This window comes from Agromyces sp. NPDC057865 (assembly GCF_042796995.1).
Classification (GTDB): Bacteria; Actinomycetota; Actinomycetes; order Actinomycetales; family Microbacteriaceae; genus Agromyces.
This window is the reverse complement of record NZ_JBHVMJ010000003.1, coordinates 133,190-149,983: the sequence shown is the minus strand read 5'-3', so window position 1 is coordinate 149,983 and position 16,794 is coordinate 133,190. Positions and strand designations below refer to the sequence as shown.

The following is a 16,794-nucleotide window of genomic DNA, read 5'->3' as shown; positions in this document are numbered from 1 at the left end:
TCCGCCGGGCGCTACTCGACGACCGGGGGGGTCAGCCCGCCAGCACCGGGATCGGCATCGTGAACGGCGGCTCCTTCGGAGCCGCGGGCGTCGCGGCATCCGGGATCGCGATGCCGTCGGCGGCCAGGCGCCGCGCGCTCTCGGCGGCGTCGATCCAGTCGAGCGCGGGGAACGACCCGAGCGGCACGACCGAGTGCAGCACGGTCGACGGGTACACGTGCACGAGGTTGAACGCCCGCGCGCCGTCGCGTCCGCGTGTGCCGCCGACGGGCACGTTGAGGTCCTGCGTGTAGCAGCTCGCCGACGCGACCGACACGGGCACGCCCGCGAAGGTCGCCGCAGACGAGTAGTGCAGGTGCCCGGCGATGATAGAGCGGATGTCGCTGCCCTCGACGACCTCGGCGAGCCCGGCCTGGTCGCGCAGCTCCACCGACACCGCGAGGTCGAGCACGCTCGGCACGGGCGGGTGGTGCATCGCGAGGATCGTGCCGTGCGGCGCCGGGATCGAGAGCTCCTCGGCGAGCCAGTCGAGCTGGTCGGGCGTCACCTCGCCGTGGTGGTGCCCGGGAACGGTCGAGTCGAGCGTGATGACCCGCAGCCCGTTCACGTCGTCGACCCGGTCGACGGGTCGTGAACCGCCGAGGTCGTCGTCGAGCAGGCCGCGACGGAACGCCGTGCGGTCGTCGTGGTTGCCCATGACCCAGATCACCTGCGCCCCGAGCCGCTCGGCGACGGGGTCGACGATGCGGCGCAGCCGGTCGTACGCGTCGGGCTCCCCGAGGTCGGCGAGGTCGCCGGTGAACACGATCGCCTCGGGTCGGCCACCGGATGCCTCGAACTCCTCGAAGAGCGTCCGCAGGTGCTGCTCGCTCGCGACCCGGTCGTAGAGGCGGCCTCCGCCGGCGAGCAGGTGCGTGTCGCTGATGTGGAGGAGAAAGTGGTCCGGCCGGGGGTACTCGGCCGTGCGAATGGTCACTTGGGGGTTCCCATCGTTCGGTGGTGACGCGCAGCGCTGGACGTCGCGCTCAACCTACCCGAACACGGGAATCTGAACGCGCCATGAACGGGGAGTGTGATGAAGCCGAAACCGTCGGCTCAGGGCGGCGCGCGACCGGCGTCAGGGCTTGACGGGCTTCTTCGTCTGACCGGGCGCGTTGGGGTTGCCGCGCGGCTGGTCGGGCTCGGGCTCCGGCTCGGCGGTCGGCTCGACCGGGTCCTCGACGGGCGGTTCGTCGGCTGCGGGCTCGTCGCCGACGCCCGGCTCGGGCCCGGTGGTCTGGTCCGGCGTCGCCGGGACGAGGTGCTGCTCGGGCCCGGGGCTCGGCAGGATCGGCACGTACGTGCCCGGCTCGCCCGTCTGGGTGGTGGTCGGGCGAACGCCCTCGACCACGCTCGCCACCTCGTCGTCGGGCGACACGCCGCCGCGCGCGATGGAGATGAGCGCCACCGCGCCGCCGATCATGATGACGGTCGCCGCCGTCGCTGAGATGACGAGCACGTGCAGGCGCCGCTCGAACAGCCATTCCGCCGCCGCCGCGATGCGAGGTTCAGCGGATGCCACGAGGGGCGCCGCGGCCGCTGCGACCTTGGCGCGCCAGCCGTCGCCGGCCACCGGCGCAGGGCGTCGTGCGTGCCGTCCGCGGGGTCGGCGCATCGGCTCCTCGGGTTGCTGGTGCTCACCGTCGGTCATGCGTCACCTCCCCCGCGTTGCGTGCAGGACGCCGCCCCGTTCGGGGGGCAGCGCCCATACGAGGATAGGCGGACGGCGTGGACGACTCCACTCCGGCCGGACGCGTGGTAATGAGGCGACGCCTCAGGAGCGGTGCCGCGGCTTCCGAAACGGCTTGTCGGACGGCGCATCGTCGTCGTCGCGACGGCGACGATCCGACGGTCCCGCGTCCGTGGAGCGGCGCCGGGCACCCCCCGGCCCACCGTCCCCGTCGCGACGTCGGCGCGGCCCGCCGGTGTCGAGGCGGAGCTCGATGAGCCGGCCGGAGATCCGGGTGCCGTCGAGTCGTTCGAGGGTCTCGCGCGTCAGGTCGGCCGGGAGCTCGACGAGCGAGAACTCGGGACGGATCTGGATCGCGCCGAAGTCCTCGCGGCTGAGGCCGCCCTCGTTCGCGAGCGCGCCGACGATCTGGCGGGGCTCGACCTTGTGCCGGCGTCCGACCGCGATGCGGTAGGTCGCCAGGTTCGAGTCGCCACCGCGGCGTCCGCGCGGACCGCGACTGCCGTCGTCCTCTCGCCCATCGCGGTCGCGGCGGTCGCCTCGTCCGCGGCCGTCCCGGTCGTCGCGATCATCGCGATCCTTTCGCGCCCCGCGCTCGGCGCGGGCCGGACGCTCGGGCTCGGGCTCCATGAGCAGCGGCGTCTCGCCCTGTGCGACCACGGCGAGCGCGGCGGCCACGTCGACCTCGGGCACGTCGTGGTGCCGCACGTAGTGGGCGACGATGTCGCGGAACCCCTCGATGCGCTCGGATGCCGCGAGCGCCTCGGTGATGCGGTCGTCGAACCGGGCGAGCCGCGTGACGTTGACCTCGTCGACACTCGGCAGCTGCATCTGCACGAGCGGCTGGCGCGTGGCCTTCTCGATGCGCGCGAGCAGTCCGCGCTCGCGAGGGGTCACGAAGCTGATCGCGTCGCCGGTGCGTCCGGCGCGTCCGGTGCGGCCGATGCGGTGCACGTACGGCTCGCTGTCGGTGGGGATGTCGAAGTTCACCACGTGGCTGATGCGCTCGACGTCGAGGCCGCGCGCCGCGACATCTGTGGCCACCAGGATGTCGAGCTTGCCCGACTTCAGCTGGTTGACCGTGCGCTCGCGCTGCACCTGGTTGATGTCGCCGTTGATCGCGGCGGCCGAGAAGCCGCGGGCGCGGAGCCGCTCGGCGAGCTCCTCCGTCACGTTCTTCGTGCGGACGAACACGATCATGCCCTCGAAGTTCTCGGTCTCGAGGAGGCGCGTGAGCGCGTCGACCTTCTGCGCGTACGAGACGACGAGGTAGCGCTGGGTGATGTTCGCCGAGGTCTGCGTCTTGGTCTTGACGGTGATCTCGGCGGGGTCGTGCAGGTACTGCTTCGACATGCGGCGGATGGCGGCCGGCATCGTGGCGGAGAAGAGCGCGACCTGCTTGTCGTCGGGCGTGTCGGCGAGGATCGTCTCGACGTCCTCCGCGAAGCCCATCTTCAGCATCTCGTCGGCCTCGTCGAGCACGAGGTACTTCAGCTCCGAGAGGTCGAGCGTGCCTTTGTCGAGGTGGTCCATGATGCGGCCCGGGGTGCCGACGACGATGTGCACGCCGCGGCGCAGCGCCGAGAGCTGCACGCCGTAGCCCTGCCCGCCGTAGACCGGCAGGATGTGCACGTCACGCAGGTGCGCGGCGTACCGCTCGAACGCCTCGCAGACCTGCAGGGCGAGCTCGCGGGTCGGTGCGAGCACGAGCGCTTGGGGCGTCTTCTGGGACAGGTCGAGGCGCGCGAGGATCGGCAGCGCGAACGCGGCCGTCTTGCCCGTGCCGGTCTGCGCGAGGCCCACCACGTCGCGCCCGTCGAGCAGTGTCGGGATCGTCGCGGCCTGGATCGCGGACGGCGTCTCGTAGCCGACGTCGTCGAGCGCCTTGAGCACCGGGCCCTCGAGTCCGAGGTCGGAGAACGTCGTGGCGGGCTCCTCCGGAGCCTCGACCTCGACCGGGGCGTCGCCTGAAGTCACGCTTCAGGGTAGTCCGCGCGGCTGGGAGGCGTCACGGGGCGGGGTCGAGTCTCCCCTGCGGCCGCACACTGACCAGCGGGCATCATCCGCCGAGGGGCGCCCAGTGTGCGGCATCGGCTCATGGATCGCAAGGGGTGGCGGGTGGCTGCAGCATCCGGAATGGTGGACGGTTCGTGATCGAAGGAGGAACGATGCTCACCCTGACCGACACCGCCACCACCGTCGTCGAGGAGATCGTGCGCCGCAACGACGAGACCGAGCGGGCCGGACTGCGGATCGAGGCCGAGAACCCGGATGCCACGGACTTCGGCGTGTCGATCGTGCCGCTGCCCAAGCCGCGCGACGCCATCGTCGAGCAGGGCGGCGCCCGCGTCTACCTCGACGAGAGCGCCACCGCGGCGCTCGGCGACAAGACGCTCGACGCCCGGGTGGATGAGGACGGCCGCGTGGCCTTCGACATCCTGCCGCAGGTGTGACCCGACCGGTCCGGCGCCCTGCCGCGCATCGGACCGTGCCACGGCGACGGCGCTCCGCTTCGGCGGGGCGCCGTCGTCGCGTCCGCGCCCGTCGTCGCGTCCGCCATCACGTCCAGGCGCGGACGCTGCGGGCGGTCCAGTAGGCGGCCGGGTCCTCGGCGAGCGCCGCGAGCTCCGCGGCATCCGTCGTCGCCGCGACCGGCGCTCGCGAAGCCAGGTTCGACGCGAGCTGCTCGGCGGTGACCGCACCAGAGAGCACGACATCGCTCCACGGCTGCGCACGGGCCACGCCGATCGCGAAGGCGTCGAGCGCCTGCCCGTCGGCGTCGGCGAGCGCGGCCGCCCGGGGCTCGTCGCCCGCCGGCGTGAGCCGACCGTTCGCGACCGCCTCCTTCACGACGACCAGCCAGCCGGCGTCGTGCGCTCGCGCGAGTGCCGGCGCCGCCGACGGCTCGAGCAGGTTCCAGGTCGCCTGCACCGCCGTGAACGGCGAGTCGGGCAGCGCTCGCGCCGCGTCGAGTGCGGTGCCCTGCCCGGGTCCGCTCGTCGAGACGCCGATGCGCACGCCGGATGCCGCGAGCTCGCGCAGGCGGTCGAGCAGCGCGCCATCGGCGAGCGCCGGGCTGTCGGGGGTGAGCGAGTGCACGAGGTACACGTCGGGCGGCCCGCCGAGCGCCGCGAGCGTCTCGGGCCACTGCCGCTCGAGCATCCCGAGCGAGTGCTCCTTCCGCTCGTGCACCTCGGCGTCCATGCGCCAGCCGCCCACGTAGGCGTAGCCCCACTTCGACTCGATCGTCAGCTCCGCGCGACGCTCCGGGTGTGCCGCGAGCCACGACCCCAGGAACTCCTCGGCACGCCCGTACGACCGCGCCGCATCGAAGAAGCGGATGCCGCGCGCCCACGCCTCGTCGAGCAGGTCCTGCGCGCGCCCGCGCATCGCGTCGACGCTGCGGTCGTCGTCGAGGTCGGCGTCGCGGCCCGTGGTGATGTACGCGGGGCGGCCGATCGCGGCCAGGCCGAGGCCGAGCGGCGCGAGGGCGAGGTCGGGGTCGTGGTCGGGGCCGACCTCGATCCCCGGCTCGCGCGCCGGCTCGGTCGGAGGTCGGTCGTCCACGAGACGTCAGCCTACGCGCGCGGCGGAACCGCCTATCGTCCGGCCGTGAGCGCGTACTCGCCGTCGACGCACCCGGTGACCGTCCACCCGCCGGGCACCTCGGTCAGCTCGACCTCCGTGATGCCCTCGGCCCGCAGGTCGGGCTTCGCCGAGCCGGGCACCCACACCCGGAGCCCGCAGCCTTCGCCGTCGGCCGTGCCCGCGAGCTCGAACTCCGCGCCGTCGGCGGAGAGCGCCGTGAGCTCGCCCGGGGCGGACTGCGGGTAGGCGCGGCTCAGGATCTCGAGGAGGTCGGTGCGCGGCGCGGCATCCTCACCCGTCTCGCAGTCCTGGCGCATGAGCCCGTCGCCGATCGGCCCGATGCCGTTCTGCGGGTCGCCGCAGGCCTGCTTCCACACCCAGTAGGCGCTGCCGAGGCCGTGGGCGTCCTCGGTCGCCGCGTAGCGCTCGAGCCGGGCGACGCGGTCGGCGTCGTCGCCCCAGTAGCCGTACTCCCCCGACCACAGCGGGGCACCGTACGAGTCCGCCACGCGCTGGGCGAGCTCGAACTGGCGCTCCATGCCCACGATCGGCGGCAGCCCGAGCGAGCGGTCCATCGTGATCGACTCGGCGTAGAGGTGCGGCGAGAACACGATGTTGTCGTCGTCCGTGAAGCCGGACGGCGGACCGCTGTCGAAGCCGAGGCCCGACCAGAGGATGCTCGGCTCCACGAACACGATCTGCGGCGCACCGACCGCACGGATCTCCGCGATCGCGCGGTCGTAGAACCGCCCGAGCTGGTACGACGTAGTGACGGGGGCGGTCTCGCCGAAGCCGGGCTCGTTGAGCAGGTCGAAGCCCGCCACCATCGGGTCGTCGCGGAACTCCGCCGCGAGCCGGCCCCACGTCTCGACGAGCGCGGCCTGCACGCCGTCGGTGTCGAAGTAGAAGTTCTGGAAGGCGCGGTTGCCGGCCGGCGAGATGTCGCGTCCCTCGAACTGGCATCGCGGCGCGGCATCCGTGATCGTCGCCCACTCGGGCGCACCGTCGTAGCCCCACATCGGGCTCGTGCCCGCACGGCACTCGGCGCCTTCGGGGGTCGCGCCGTTCCACCAGCCGTCCTGGTGCATGTCGAGCACGACGTACACGCCGTGGTCGTCGGCCCAATCGACGGCCTCGTGGATCCGGTCGAGGTACGCCTCGTCGAGCACGCCGCGCTCGGGCTCGAGCGCCGACCACGACACGTTGAGGCGGATCACGTCGAACCCCTGCGCCGCGATGACGGCGACGTCGTCCTCCGTGAACGGTCGCGTGGCCGGGGCGTCGGGCTGCGGCTGGTAGAAGTCGACGAGCTGGTTCACGTTGACGCCGCGCAGCAGCACCTGGTTGCCCTCGCCGTCGGTGATGCGGCGGCCCTCGGCGCGGAGGAAGCCGGCGGACACGGCGCCGGCGTCGGCGGGGGCTGCGGCCGCTGCGTGTGCCTCGGATGCCGCGACCGCTGCATTGAACGACGGCAGGGCGATCGCGGCGACGAGCGCCACCAATGCGGCGGCCGCAGCGACGATCCGCGGCACGCGCGCGGCGCGACCCGCTGCGAGCCGGTCGGCGACGACGGCCGCGACGCCGACCGTCCACCCGAGGCACGCACCGAACGAGAGTCCGTCGGCGACGGTGACGTAGGCCGACATCAGCGGCCAGAGGTCGCCGCGCACGCCCCCGTCGACCGCGAACGCGACGAGGGCCTGCACGACGCCGACCAGTCCGCCTGCGACGATCGCGGCGAGCCATCCGCCGAGCACCCCTCGGACGCGCGGACGCATCCAGCGCAGGCAGAGCCAGGCGGCGCCGGCGAGCAGCAGCATCCCCAGGATCACCGAGACGGCGCCGCGATCGGGGCGCGCGGCCGGCACGCCCGGTGCGTACACGGCGCCGGTCCACCACACGCCGGCGACGAACGGCGCGATGGCCGCGAACAGGATCGCCGGCACCCAGACCGAGCCCGGCGCCTCGACGCGTCGCTCCGTGGGTCCGCCGAACCAGCGCGCCACGGCGGCGACGACGAGCGCGACCGGCACTCCCTTCGCCGTGACGTACCCGGCCGCCCAGGCTGCGGTCGCGGCATCCCACGTCATCGCCAGGCAGGTGGCGGCCTGCGCCAGCATCACCGCGAGCACGATGCCCGGGACGAGCGTCCAGTACCGATCGCCCGCACGCACGGTCACCCACCAGGTGACGGCGAGCAGCACGGGCACGAACACCGCGATCGTGGCGAACGGCCAGAGCCCGGCCTCGAGTCGCGGCAGCGCGCCCGACCAGCCGACGAGGGCGAGCAGCCCCGTCGGGTCGAGGAACGCCTGGACGACGACGAGGACGAGCATGGTGCAGAGCGCGACGAGGGGGCGTCGAACGCGGGTCATCGGCACTCCATCGTGTCAATGGGGGCGGCTGGGGGCCAGCACAGCATCCGCGATCGCCCACTGCTTGTCAATTCGCGCATTCGGGGGTGCACCGGGCCTCCGAGCCGGCGGATGCCGCGGCGCCGCGGACACCCGAGAGGGCCGGTCCGAGTGGACCGGCCCTCCCTGGCCTCTCCGTTGAGCCTGCGCCCGGCTAGCGGACCAGCGTGAAGGACACGGTCGTGACGTTGCCCGCCACGTCGTACACCTTCAGCTCATTGCTGCCGAGCTGCGCGCCGGAGGCGCCCGGCCGGATGTTGTTGATGTTGGCGTTCTTCCGATCGGCCAGGTCCTGCTCCACGCCGTTCAGCGTGACCCTGGCGATCTTGCCGTCGTCGGAGACCCGGAACGACACCTTCGTGTAGACCCCGTCCGCGCCCTTCGAGTCCGGCTTCACCGAGACCTCAGGCGACGTGGTGTCGGCCTTGACGACGACGATGTCGGTCCGCTTCGCCGGCAGCTCCGCCTCGTCGCCGAGGTAGAAGCTGGCGAACCCGACCTGGTCGTACCCGGTGTTCTTGTTCGCGACGCCGTCGCGGTACATCGGGTCGTGCATCAGCGTGCGGATGCCGTACTCGGTCGGCGCCAGCGTGGTGACGATGCCGAGGCGGTTGCCGCTCGCCCGGAGGATGAGCTCCTCGCGCCAGTCGCCGAACATGTCGGCCTTCAGCGTCGGGGTGCTCTTGTTGCCGGTCGAGGTCAGCCCCGTCGCGAGGTACGACGAGGCCGCGAAGGTCTGGTCGTTCACCGTGCTGATCGTGGCACCGTTGACGGCCATGTGCGTGAGGCCGCCACCGAACCAGATGGCGTTGAGGCCCTGCGCGATGCCGCGAGCGCTGTTGGTGGTCGTGAGGATCTCGCCCGTGACCATGCTCCTGACCTCGCGCGTCGCGCCTGCGGATCCGGCCTGTGCGCCGGGCCAGCGGTTGGAGTAGTTGCCCGCCACGCTGCCCTCGTCGTCACTGCCCGAGTAGGTGCCGTAGATGAGCGAGTTCTCGTAGACGACCTCCCCCTGCTCGTTCAGGCGCTTGCCCTTCATGGGGTCGTAGCCTGCCGGGCCGGGGATCCAGCCGCTGTGCACACCGGTGCGGAGGTCGTCCAGGAGGTGCTCCTCCATGCCCGACCACTCGCGGATGTTGTTCTGCTTGTCGACCGGCAGCAGGGCGCTGCGGTCGCCGTGGCGGAGCGGAGCCCACACGTTCTCCGGGTTGTTCCGCACCTCGTCGGTGGCGAACTGGAACGCGCCGGCGACCGGCGGCACGCCGTCCTGTCCCTCGATCGTGGGCATGACGTCACCGTTGAGGACCTTCGGCAGGATCTTGGTCTTGTCGGCGTTGAGGCCGAGGACCATGGCCTTCAGCACCACCTCTTCCCAGCCGTCGCCATCGAGGTCGGCGGACGCCGTGAAGTGGTTGCCGCGGTTCTGGTAGTCGTAGGCGCTGCCGCCGAGCGACCAGTACTGCGAATCCGCCGAGTCGAAGCTCGCCTGCAGGTTGACCTGGCCGTCCACGATGTTGAAGGCGGCGAGGGTCGTGCGGTGGTAGTACCCGCGCTGGGAGACGGCGTACTTGTTGACGCCGTCGAGCGCGGCCACTACGCCGACGTAGCGGTTCGGGCGGTTGCCCTGCGCGTCGCCCCACGAGGCGGCCTTCCACGGGTGCTCCAGCCAGTAGACCTCCGACTGGGCGAGGATCTGCGCCTTGTAGTCGCTCGTCGAGGTGCCCGCACCGGGGCCGGGGAAGGCCAGGTACGAGTAGTTGCCGCGCTGCGAGGCGGGCGTCATGGCCCAGTTCTCACCGTCGACGCTGGCCCGGTACGGGAAGGGGTACTTCTCGCTGTCGACCAGCACGCCCTTGGCTGCTCCCGGGTCCCACTCGAACGCCGAGAAGAACTCCTGGTCGTCCTTGGCGGGGCCGATCGGACCGACGTGGTACGTCTTGATCCAGCGCTTCACGGCCGGGTCGTTGGGCCCGTCGTTGCCGCCGCCCGAGGTCGGGCTGCGGTAGGCGATGCTGAAGCTGTTCAGGAGCGACCAGTAGGTGTCGAGCGCCTGATCGTTGCCGGAGGCGAAGTACTCCTCGAACTTCTCCGTGGTGGTGGCCAAACCGTCATCGCCGCCGACGACCGTCTGCAGCGTGTCTGGGTAGACGACGGACTGCGAGGCCTCGTCCCAGTTGCCGATCCGGGTGCCGAGGGCGGTCTTGAGCATCAGCTCCGACCTCCCGTCGCCGTCGAAGTCCTCGGCGAACAGCGTCGTCTCGTGGTCGTTGGCCGCGCGCACGTTGTAGCCCATGTCGACGCGGAACAGCAGGGTGCCGTCCTGCTTGTACACGTCCACGTACTCGGGCGCGGTCGTGGTGCTGCCGCCGCCGAAGATCGGCTCCGAGTACATCGGGTCGACCTGCGTGCTGCGCCACTTCACGACGATCTCGTACTCGCCGTCGCCGTCGAAGTCGCCGACCGTCATGTCGTGCGTCGAGTACGTGCCGCTCTGCGCGGTGGAGATCGCGCCCGAGCTGGTCTTCGCGTACGGGAGCTTCGTGCCCGAGTCGAGGTTCTCGACGTATTTGATGAACTCGCCCTCGAGCTCGTCGTAGAGCGCCTTCGTGATCTTGCCGTCGACGAGCCCGTTCACCACCGGCCGCGCCGATGCGTAGGTGGCGACACCGAGGGCGTTGGGGGTCGTGTTCTTCTGGTTGAGCGCGGCGACCCAGCCGTCGAGCTGCCCCTGCGTGACCGACGCCTGCTGCTCGTATGCCGACCGGAAGCCCTTGAGCAGGTCCATGTCGACTACGTACCAGTTCTGGCCGCCCGTGCCCGGGATGACCATGCTGGCCGCGTTGAGGTTGCGGTTCGGGCCGCCGAACTCGTTGGCCGTGCCGCGGTACGTGAAGTGCGCGAGCGGCACGGGGGCCGGCGCGGGCTTCAGCGGGATGTAGTGCACGGCACCGCGGTTGGCCTGGCCGGCGCTCCCCGCGAGGGACGACAGCATCGGCACGCTCATGCCCTGACGCTCGCCCTCGACGCCGTCGACGACCGGGGCGACCTCGTAGACGGAGGTGAGCACGCCGTCGGCGTCGGTGTAGTTCGACGGGGTGCTGTCCTCCTTCACGACACCGGGGTTCGTGTCGTAGTTGCTCTCGGGCTGCACGTCGCGAGGGGCGATGGTCGCGATCTTCTGGAAGGCCGCGTCACCCTCCTTGCGGTAGACGTTCCACGAGAGGCCGTCGGGCTCGTCGCCGACGAAACGCCAGCTCAGGAAGATGCCGTTGGCCGACTGCGCCGCGACGAGGCCGCGGGTGAGGTACTCCACCGGGCGCAGGTCGGACTTGGGAGCGGCGAGGGCGGGAACGCTCGCGCCGAACAGCGAGAGCCCGACGGCAACCGAGACCGTGAGTGGGAGGGCCTTGCGCCATGGATTTCGTCTGGTGGATCCGGGTGATGAGGTGGTGACCATGCCTGCCTTCTTCGTCGAAAGTGACTGGGTTTCCGTGCCCAGCGTCATTCCGGGCATGGTGGATCGCCCGTCGAGCAGGTCGTGGTGGCCATCGCTCGCCGTCGAGGGACATGGCAGGAATACGCTTTCCAATCTCGAAACTATGCCTCGCCCATGAGGGTGTCAAGAGTGAATCGAAACGATCCAGGCGCTCGGTTTCAGCATGCCGCGGCATCCGTCGTCAAGGCCTCGTGACGGCGGAAGGTGCGCCCGTAGGCTCAGCCCATGCCCTCTCGCTCCCGTGCCGCCGTGGTGTACAACCCCGTGAAGGTCGACGGCGACGAGCTCCGTCGCGCGATCGCCGCCGAGCCTGCCGCGGCCGACTGGGACGAGACGCTCTGGTACGAGACCTCCGTCGAGGACCCGGGCGGCGGCCAGGCGACGGCGGCGCTGGAGGCAGGTGCCGACATGGTCATCGCGGCCGGTGGTGACGGCACGATCCGCGCGGTCGCCGAGGCGCTCGGGGGCACCTCGACGTCGCTCGCGCTCCTGCCCTCGGGGACGGGCAACCTGCTCGCCCGCAACCTCGACCTCACGCTCGACGACCTCGCGAACTCCATCAACGTCGCCTTCGGCGGCGCCGACCGACGCATCGACCTCGCGTGGGCGGAGCTGCGCAGGGAGGACGGCTCGACGGATCGCGCTGCGTACCTGGTCATGGCCGGATTCGGGCTCGATGCGAAGATGCTCTCGAACACCGACGAGGAGCTGAAGGCGAAGATGGGCTGGCTCGCCTACGTGGCCGCCATCCGCACCGCGCTGCGCGACGAGAACCGCATGCGCATGCGGTACCGGCTCGACCGGCACCGGATCCGGGCCCTGTCGGCGCACACGCTCATCATCGGCAACTGCGGATCGCTGCCGGCCAACATCCTCCTGCTCCCGACCGCGGCGATCGACGACGGGCGGTTCGAGGCGGTGTTCCTCCGCCCCGAGAGCGCGTGGGGCTGGATGCAGATCATGGGCAAGGTGATCTGGGAGAACGGCGTGCTGCGCCGCACGCGGTGGGGTCGCAAGTTCGTCGGCCGCGACGTCGACGCGCTCCGCTACGTGAAGGGCCGTCGTCTCGAGGTCGTGCTGAGCCATCCCGAGGAGATCGAGCTCGACGGAGACGGCTTCGGCCGGGCGAGCGCCCTGCGCACGTGGATCGACGCGGGCGGACTCACCGTGCGCGTGCCGCCGGGCGAGCATCACCCGAGCGAGGAGCGCGCCGACCCCGAAGAGCGCCGCGAGACGCAGCCCGAGGAGCCGCCGCCCGCCGAGGCGCTCCCCGGCGAGCCTGTCGACGCCTGAGCCATCCGGTCGGTCGGCGACTGCACACCGCGATACCGCGAGTCAAGACCCGTGGTGAGGATTTCTCGAATCGACCGGTCATCAGTGAGAATCAGTGCGGCGAAACGATGACAGGGGAGATTCTCGTCTCGCCACCTTGGCGGGCCGGGCGCCCCCACCCGAGGATCTGGGGAGATCCGGGCGGCCCGACCCGCCACTTCACGTCCGCGTGAGATCCGCTCAGCCCGGGGCATCCGCTCGGTCGTCGTCGTCGTCGTCGCCCGGAACCCACTCGAGCAGGTCGCCCGGCTGGCAGTCGAGCACCCGGCACATCGCCTCGAGCGTGCTGAACCGCACCGCCTTGGCGCGCCCGTTCTTCAGGACGGCGACGTTGGCGGGCGTGAGCCCCACCTGCTCGGCGAAGTCGCCGACGCTCAGCTTGCGCTTCGCGAGCTCGACGTCGATGCGCACGATGATCGGCATCAGATCACGTCCGCGAGGTCGGCGCGGATCGCCGCGGCCTGCCCGAGGAGCGCGCGCATCACGATCATGAGCAGCAGCACGACGCTCGTGGCGAGGCCGATGCCGAACAGCACGACCGGGATGCCCGGGTCGCGGAGCTCGGGGGTGAAGAAGATGAAGCCGGCGACGTAGCCGAACACGAGGAGCATCAGCAGCCACACGGCGGCGATCGTCCATACGATGGCGTCGACCCAGGCGAACGCCTGCTCGCTGAAGATGCGTTCGCCCCGCACCAGGTCGAGGAGCCGCCAGATGCACACGATGATCACCTGCACCGCGACCAGGACGAGGAGCGAGAACGCCAGCATCAGCCACGGGATGTGCGCGAACTCGGGCCGCACCTCGCGCGCCGACTCCATGAACTGGCCGGGCACGCTCAGCACCTCGGCGACGATCAGGCCGAGGAACAGGAGGACGAGCAGAACCTTGAGCGGGACGATGACGCGATCGAGCTTCAGCATGCATCGATGGTCGCGGTGTTCCTATCGTTTGCCAATAGGTTTCGATCGTTCCGTTTCCGCTGATGAACGATCAGCGGATGCCGCGTGCCGGATCAGGGCGGTGGCTGCGCCTCGCCCCCACTGCTCATCCCGCCCTCCGATCGGCCGAGGAGGACTCGGATCGAGTCGAGGTGCTCCTCCGAACGGGTGAGCAGCGCTCGGACATCCTCGAGCGTGGCGTCGGTTCCGAACTCCCGCGTTCCGGATGGGTGGGCCTCGACGGGCGCGTCCTCGGCCGCCTCGACCGCGGGAGGGAGTTCGGCAGCAGCGTCCGAGGAAGCGGATGCCTCGTCCTCGTCCTCCTTCCTCGGCGACAGGAAGAGGTTGGCGAGGTAGCCGGTGAAGGTGCCGAAGATGCCGACGCCCACCACGATGATGACGGCCCCGGTGATCCGGCCGGGGTTGGTGACGGGGTAGCGATCGCCGTACCCGACGGTCGAGATCGTGACGATCGTGTACCAGAGTGCGTCCGATGCCGTGGTGATGTTCGCCCCCGGCGCGGACTCTTCCAGGTAGAGGATGGTCAGGCTTCCGAACTGCATCACCAGCACGCCCATGAGCAGCAGTGCGTACAGGGCACTCCCCGCCCGGTCCCTGACCAGGGTGCGCCAGATCTTCCGGGGTCCGACATCGCGCATCAGACGGACGACCCGGACGACGCGGAAGAGCCTCAGGACCTTGAACTGGGGGAACGGCAGGCTCGCCAGGAGGTCCGCCCAACCGAAGTGCCGGAAGAAGTAGGCGCCACGGTGCGGGGCGGTCGCCAGTCGATACCCGAAGTCGGCGAGGAAGATGGCGCTGAACACGACGTTCATGACCTGGAGCACCGTGTCGAGTGCCGCATCGTGGATCGCGTACATCAGGACGAGATTCACGATCGACAGCACTGACAGCACGCCGACGAAGATCTCGTAGCCCGTGCCCTTCAGTTCGCCGCGCGCCCTCGCCATGCGCAGATTGTGGCACGCACACTGCGTGCGGCCCTGCCGCCACACTGCACGGATCCTCGCTGCCGGACGGGGCTCCGGATCGGGACGCCGGGCTACGGCAGCCGACCGACCTGCGGTCAGTGGAGAATCACGGAATTCGATTGCGGTCGCCCGACCGCCGCCCGCGAAGCGTCCCCCACAGGATCAGCAGCACCGTGGCGGCGAGCGAGACGACCCCGAACGCGACCGAGCCGATCTGCAGGATGATGGGCACGCTGAAGGCGGTGAGGATGCCTCCGCCGAGGAACGGCTCGTAGATGAGCTGCTTGTAGCCGTAGGCGCGTGCGGCATTGGTCGTGCGATCGGGATCGGCCATGTCGGCCAGCACGAACCCGGTCGCGACGTTGCCCTGAGACTGCCCGAAGTCCGCGATCGAATGCTCGAACCAGTGCGTGCGATGGATCCGGTGGCCGAGCCAGAGCATCCCGACCACGCTCCAGGCGAGCGCGATGAGCGTGAGAATGGCGAGGCTCGGGATGTTGGAGCCGAGCGCCTGCAGCGACATCGTGCCGATCGCCGCGGCGATGAGCACGTCCAGCGCGAGCCCGCTGATGTCGTTCACATTCCGGCGCTCCACGAGGTACTCGTGCTTGGTGGCGGTCAGCACCAACTGCACGAGGAAGCCGCCGATGACCGTGAACGGGAACAACGGGAACGCGTCGAAGATGTGTGAGCCGAAGGCGTTGGTGATCCAGCGGAGCACCTCGAGGATGACGATCGCCAGGGCGATTGCGACGGCGATCGCCCCGAACGCCCGGCTCATCGCGCCGAGGCCGAGGTCGCCCGGCGACGCCTGGTCGCCGGTGTTCGGCCGCACCTGCTGCAGGCTCGCTGGACCGTCGCCGTGCGTCGGTGCCTGGCGAGCGACCTCCACTCGCGGACTCCGGATCGCCCAGTTCACGAGGATCGATCCACCGATGACGCCGGTGATCATGCTGATCGTGGCCAGGCCGAGGCCGATGTCCACGACCTCGGGCGCACCGGCCTCCTCGAGGATGCCGCCCATGCCGGCGATCGTGCCGTGGCCGCCCGCGAACGAGAGCTCGAGGATCGACCCCGCGGCATCCGGCAACCCGAACAGCGGGGTCAGGATGAAGGCGACCGCGAAGGCCCCGAGCGCGAACTGCCCGAACGAGAAGACCGATCCGAGGATGACGTGCGGCGCGGACTCGTTCCAGATCTGTCGCACCGACGGCAGATTCTTGCCGATCATGATCCCGGCGAAGACGATGTTGATCATCAGCCCGGGCAGTCGTGCCATGACGGATGCCGCTTCGGGCGGGATCAGGCTCCAACCGCCGGTGATCGACCCGAGGACCTGCGGCCCGAGCAGGAGGATCAGGAAGCCGGCGATGACGCTCGCCGGGATGTACAGCGCCGCGAGGAACGGCACGAACCGGCGCAGGAGCACGGCGAGGATGAGCGCGATGCCGAGCAGCACGAAGGCGATGCCCGCCCACTGCGCGTCCGTGTACCCACCGAACATGTCCACAGTGTGGCGCACCGGGGCGTCCGGCGTCACGACTGGCGTGCCGCCAACCGGTGTTCGGAACGCAACCGGCGGGTCACGCGATGCCCGCGACGAGGTTGATGATGCTCGCCAGGATGACCGACCCGAACACGTAGGCGAGCAGGGTCTGCGCGATGACGATCCGGCGGATCTCGTTGGTGCGCACGTTCGTGTCGGCGACCTGGTAGGTCATGCCGAGTCCCACCGCGAAGTACGCGAAGTCGGTGTACTCGGGATCCTCGTCCTGATTGAAGTTGATCCCTCCCACCGGCTCGGCGTACCAGCGGGCGGCATAGCGCAGCATGTAGTCCACCTGCACGAGTGCCCACGAGGAGACGACGCTCACGAGGGCGATCCCCGCGAGCAACAGCGCCTCGGCCTGCGACCGCTCCCGCGTCTGGATGAGCACGATGCCGACCGCGCCGAGGCTCACCAGCGAGCCGATGAGGGCGACGAGTCGGGCGAGCTGGCGCCCCGGGTCCTCTCGCGTGGCGTGGGCGCGGGTCTGCACGGCATCCATGGGCCACACCGTCACGAGCACCCAGATCACGCTGGTCAGCGCGAGCACCGCCCACCCGACCAGGAGCGCGGCCGCGAAGCCGAGGAAGGGGACGGTCACCGCGGCGGCCACGACTCCGGCGATGACCGCGACGATCGCACGGACGAGCGTCGACGGCGGCGATGGGTTGCGGTTCACGGGGCCATGCTTCCACGACCGGGTGGCGTGCGCCTCGAACCGGGCCGAACCTCTGACTTCCTGATGACGCGATGATT

Annotated in this window: 13 protein-coding genes; 2 read left to right on the top strand and 11 right to left on the bottom strand. The window is 70.6% G+C overall.

Annotated elements, in window-relative coordinates; all coding sequences use genetic code 11:
- Window positions 1–31: 31 nt before the first annotated feature.
- The 3 genes from ACFVN5_RS13615 to ACFVN5_RS13605 all read right to left on the bottom strand — a co-directional run bounded on the left by ACFVN5_RS13615 (window position 32) and on the right by ACFVN5_RS13605 (window position 3,706).
- Window positions 32–976: a phosphodiesterase gene (locus ACFVN5_RS13615; RefSeq protein ID WP_376955777.1), complete on the bottom strand. Its 945-nt coding sequence runs from the start codon at window positions 974–976 to the stop codon at window positions 32–34.
- A 141-nt stretch (window positions 977–1,117) separates the two neighbouring features.
- Window positions 1,118–1,690 carry a hypothetical protein gene (locus ACFVN5_RS13610; RefSeq protein ID WP_376955776.1) on the bottom strand — a complete coding sequence of 191 codons (573 nt, stop codon included), beginning with the start codon at window positions 1,688–1,690 and terminating at the stop codon, window positions 1,118–1,120.
- Window positions 1,691–1,813: 123 nt separating this feature from the next.
- The gene (locus ACFVN5_RS13605) at window positions 1,814–3,706 is read right to left on the bottom strand and encodes a DEAD/DEAH box helicase (RefSeq protein WP_376955775.1); all 1,893 of its coding nucleotides are present in this window, start codon (window positions 3,704–3,706) and stop codon (window positions 1,814–1,816) included.
- A 191-nt stretch (window positions 3,707–3,897) separates the two neighbouring features.
- Here ACFVN5_RS13605 and ACFVN5_RS13600 point away from each other — a divergent pair, with 191 nt between their 5' ends.
- A complete protein-coding gene (locus ACFVN5_RS13600) occupies window positions 3,898–4,182 on the top strand; it encodes an iron-sulfur cluster assembly accessory protein (protein WP_376955774.1) in 285 nt (94 codons plus the stop codon).
- 106 nt (window positions 4,183–4,288) lie between these two features.
- Here ACFVN5_RS13600 and ACFVN5_RS13595 read toward each other — a convergent pair whose 3' ends face one another.
- The 3 genes from ACFVN5_RS13595 to ACFVN5_RS13585 all read right to left on the bottom strand — a co-directional run bounded on the left by ACFVN5_RS13595 (window position 4,289) and on the right by ACFVN5_RS13585 (window position 11,188).
- Window positions 4,289–5,296 (bottom strand): aldo/keto reductase, encoded by a 1,008-nt coding sequence (locus tag ACFVN5_RS13595; RefSeq protein ID WP_376955773.1) that lies wholly within the window; start codon window positions 5,294–5,296, stop codon window positions 4,289–4,291.
- 32 nt (window positions 5,297–5,328) lie between these two features.
- The gene (locus tag ACFVN5_RS13590; protein ID WP_376955772.1) at window positions 5,329–7,692 is read right to left on the bottom strand and encodes a cellulase family glycosylhydrolase; all 2,364 of its coding nucleotides are present in this window, start codon (window positions 7,690–7,692) and stop codon (window positions 5,329–5,331) included.
- A 193-nt stretch (window positions 7,693–7,885) separates the two neighbouring features.
- Window positions 7,886–11,188 (bottom strand): hypothetical protein, encoded by a 3,303-nt coding sequence (locus tag ACFVN5_RS13585; RefSeq protein ID WP_376955771.1) that lies wholly within the window; start codon window positions 11,186–11,188, stop codon window positions 7,886–7,888.
- Between the two features lie 264 nt (window positions 11,189–11,452).
- Here ACFVN5_RS13585 and ACFVN5_RS13580 point away from each other — a divergent pair, with 264 nt between their 5' ends.
- Window positions 11,453–12,520 carry a diacylglycerol/lipid kinase family protein gene (locus tag ACFVN5_RS13580; protein ID WP_376955770.1) on the top strand — a complete coding sequence of 356 codons (1,068 nt, stop codon included), beginning with the start codon at window positions 11,453–11,455 and terminating at the stop codon, window positions 12,518–12,520.
- Between the two features lie 219 nt (window positions 12,521–12,739).
- Here ACFVN5_RS13580 and ACFVN5_RS13575 read toward each other — a convergent pair whose 3' ends face one another.
- From ACFVN5_RS13575 to ACFVN5_RS13555, 5 genes are all read right to left on the bottom strand, one after another.
- Window positions 12,740–12,982, bottom strand: coding sequence for a helix-turn-helix domain-containing protein (locus ACFVN5_RS13575; protein ID WP_376955769.1), 243 nt, complete (start codon window positions 12,980–12,982; stop codon window positions 12,740–12,742).
- Window positions 12,982–13,482 carry a DUF2975 domain-containing protein gene (locus ACFVN5_RS13570; RefSeq protein ID WP_376955768.1) on the bottom strand — a complete coding sequence of 167 codons (501 nt, stop codon included), beginning with the start codon at window positions 13,480–13,482 and terminating at the stop codon, window positions 12,982–12,984. The genes ACFVN5_RS13575 and ACFVN5_RS13570 overlap by 1 nt, the downstream gene beginning before the upstream one ends.
- Window positions 13,483–13,574: 92 nt before the next feature.
- On the bottom strand, window positions 13,575–14,471 hold the full coding sequence (locus ACFVN5_RS13565) for a potassium channel family protein (protein ID WP_376955767.1): 897 nt from the start codon (window positions 14,469–14,471) through the stop codon (window positions 13,575–13,577).
- 127 nt (window positions 14,472–14,598) lie between these two features.
- On the bottom strand, window positions 14,599–15,996 hold the full coding sequence (locus tag ACFVN5_RS13560; protein ID WP_376955766.1) for a sodium/glutamate symporter: 1,398 nt from the start codon (window positions 15,994–15,996) through the stop codon (window positions 14,599–14,601).
- A gap of 79 nt (window positions 15,997–16,075) precedes the next feature.
- A complete protein-coding gene (locus ACFVN5_RS13555) occupies window positions 16,076–16,717 on the bottom strand; it encodes a DUF1345 domain-containing protein (RefSeq protein ID WP_376955765.1) in 642 nt (213 codons plus the stop codon).
- Window positions 16,718–16,794 lie beyond the last annotated feature (77 nt).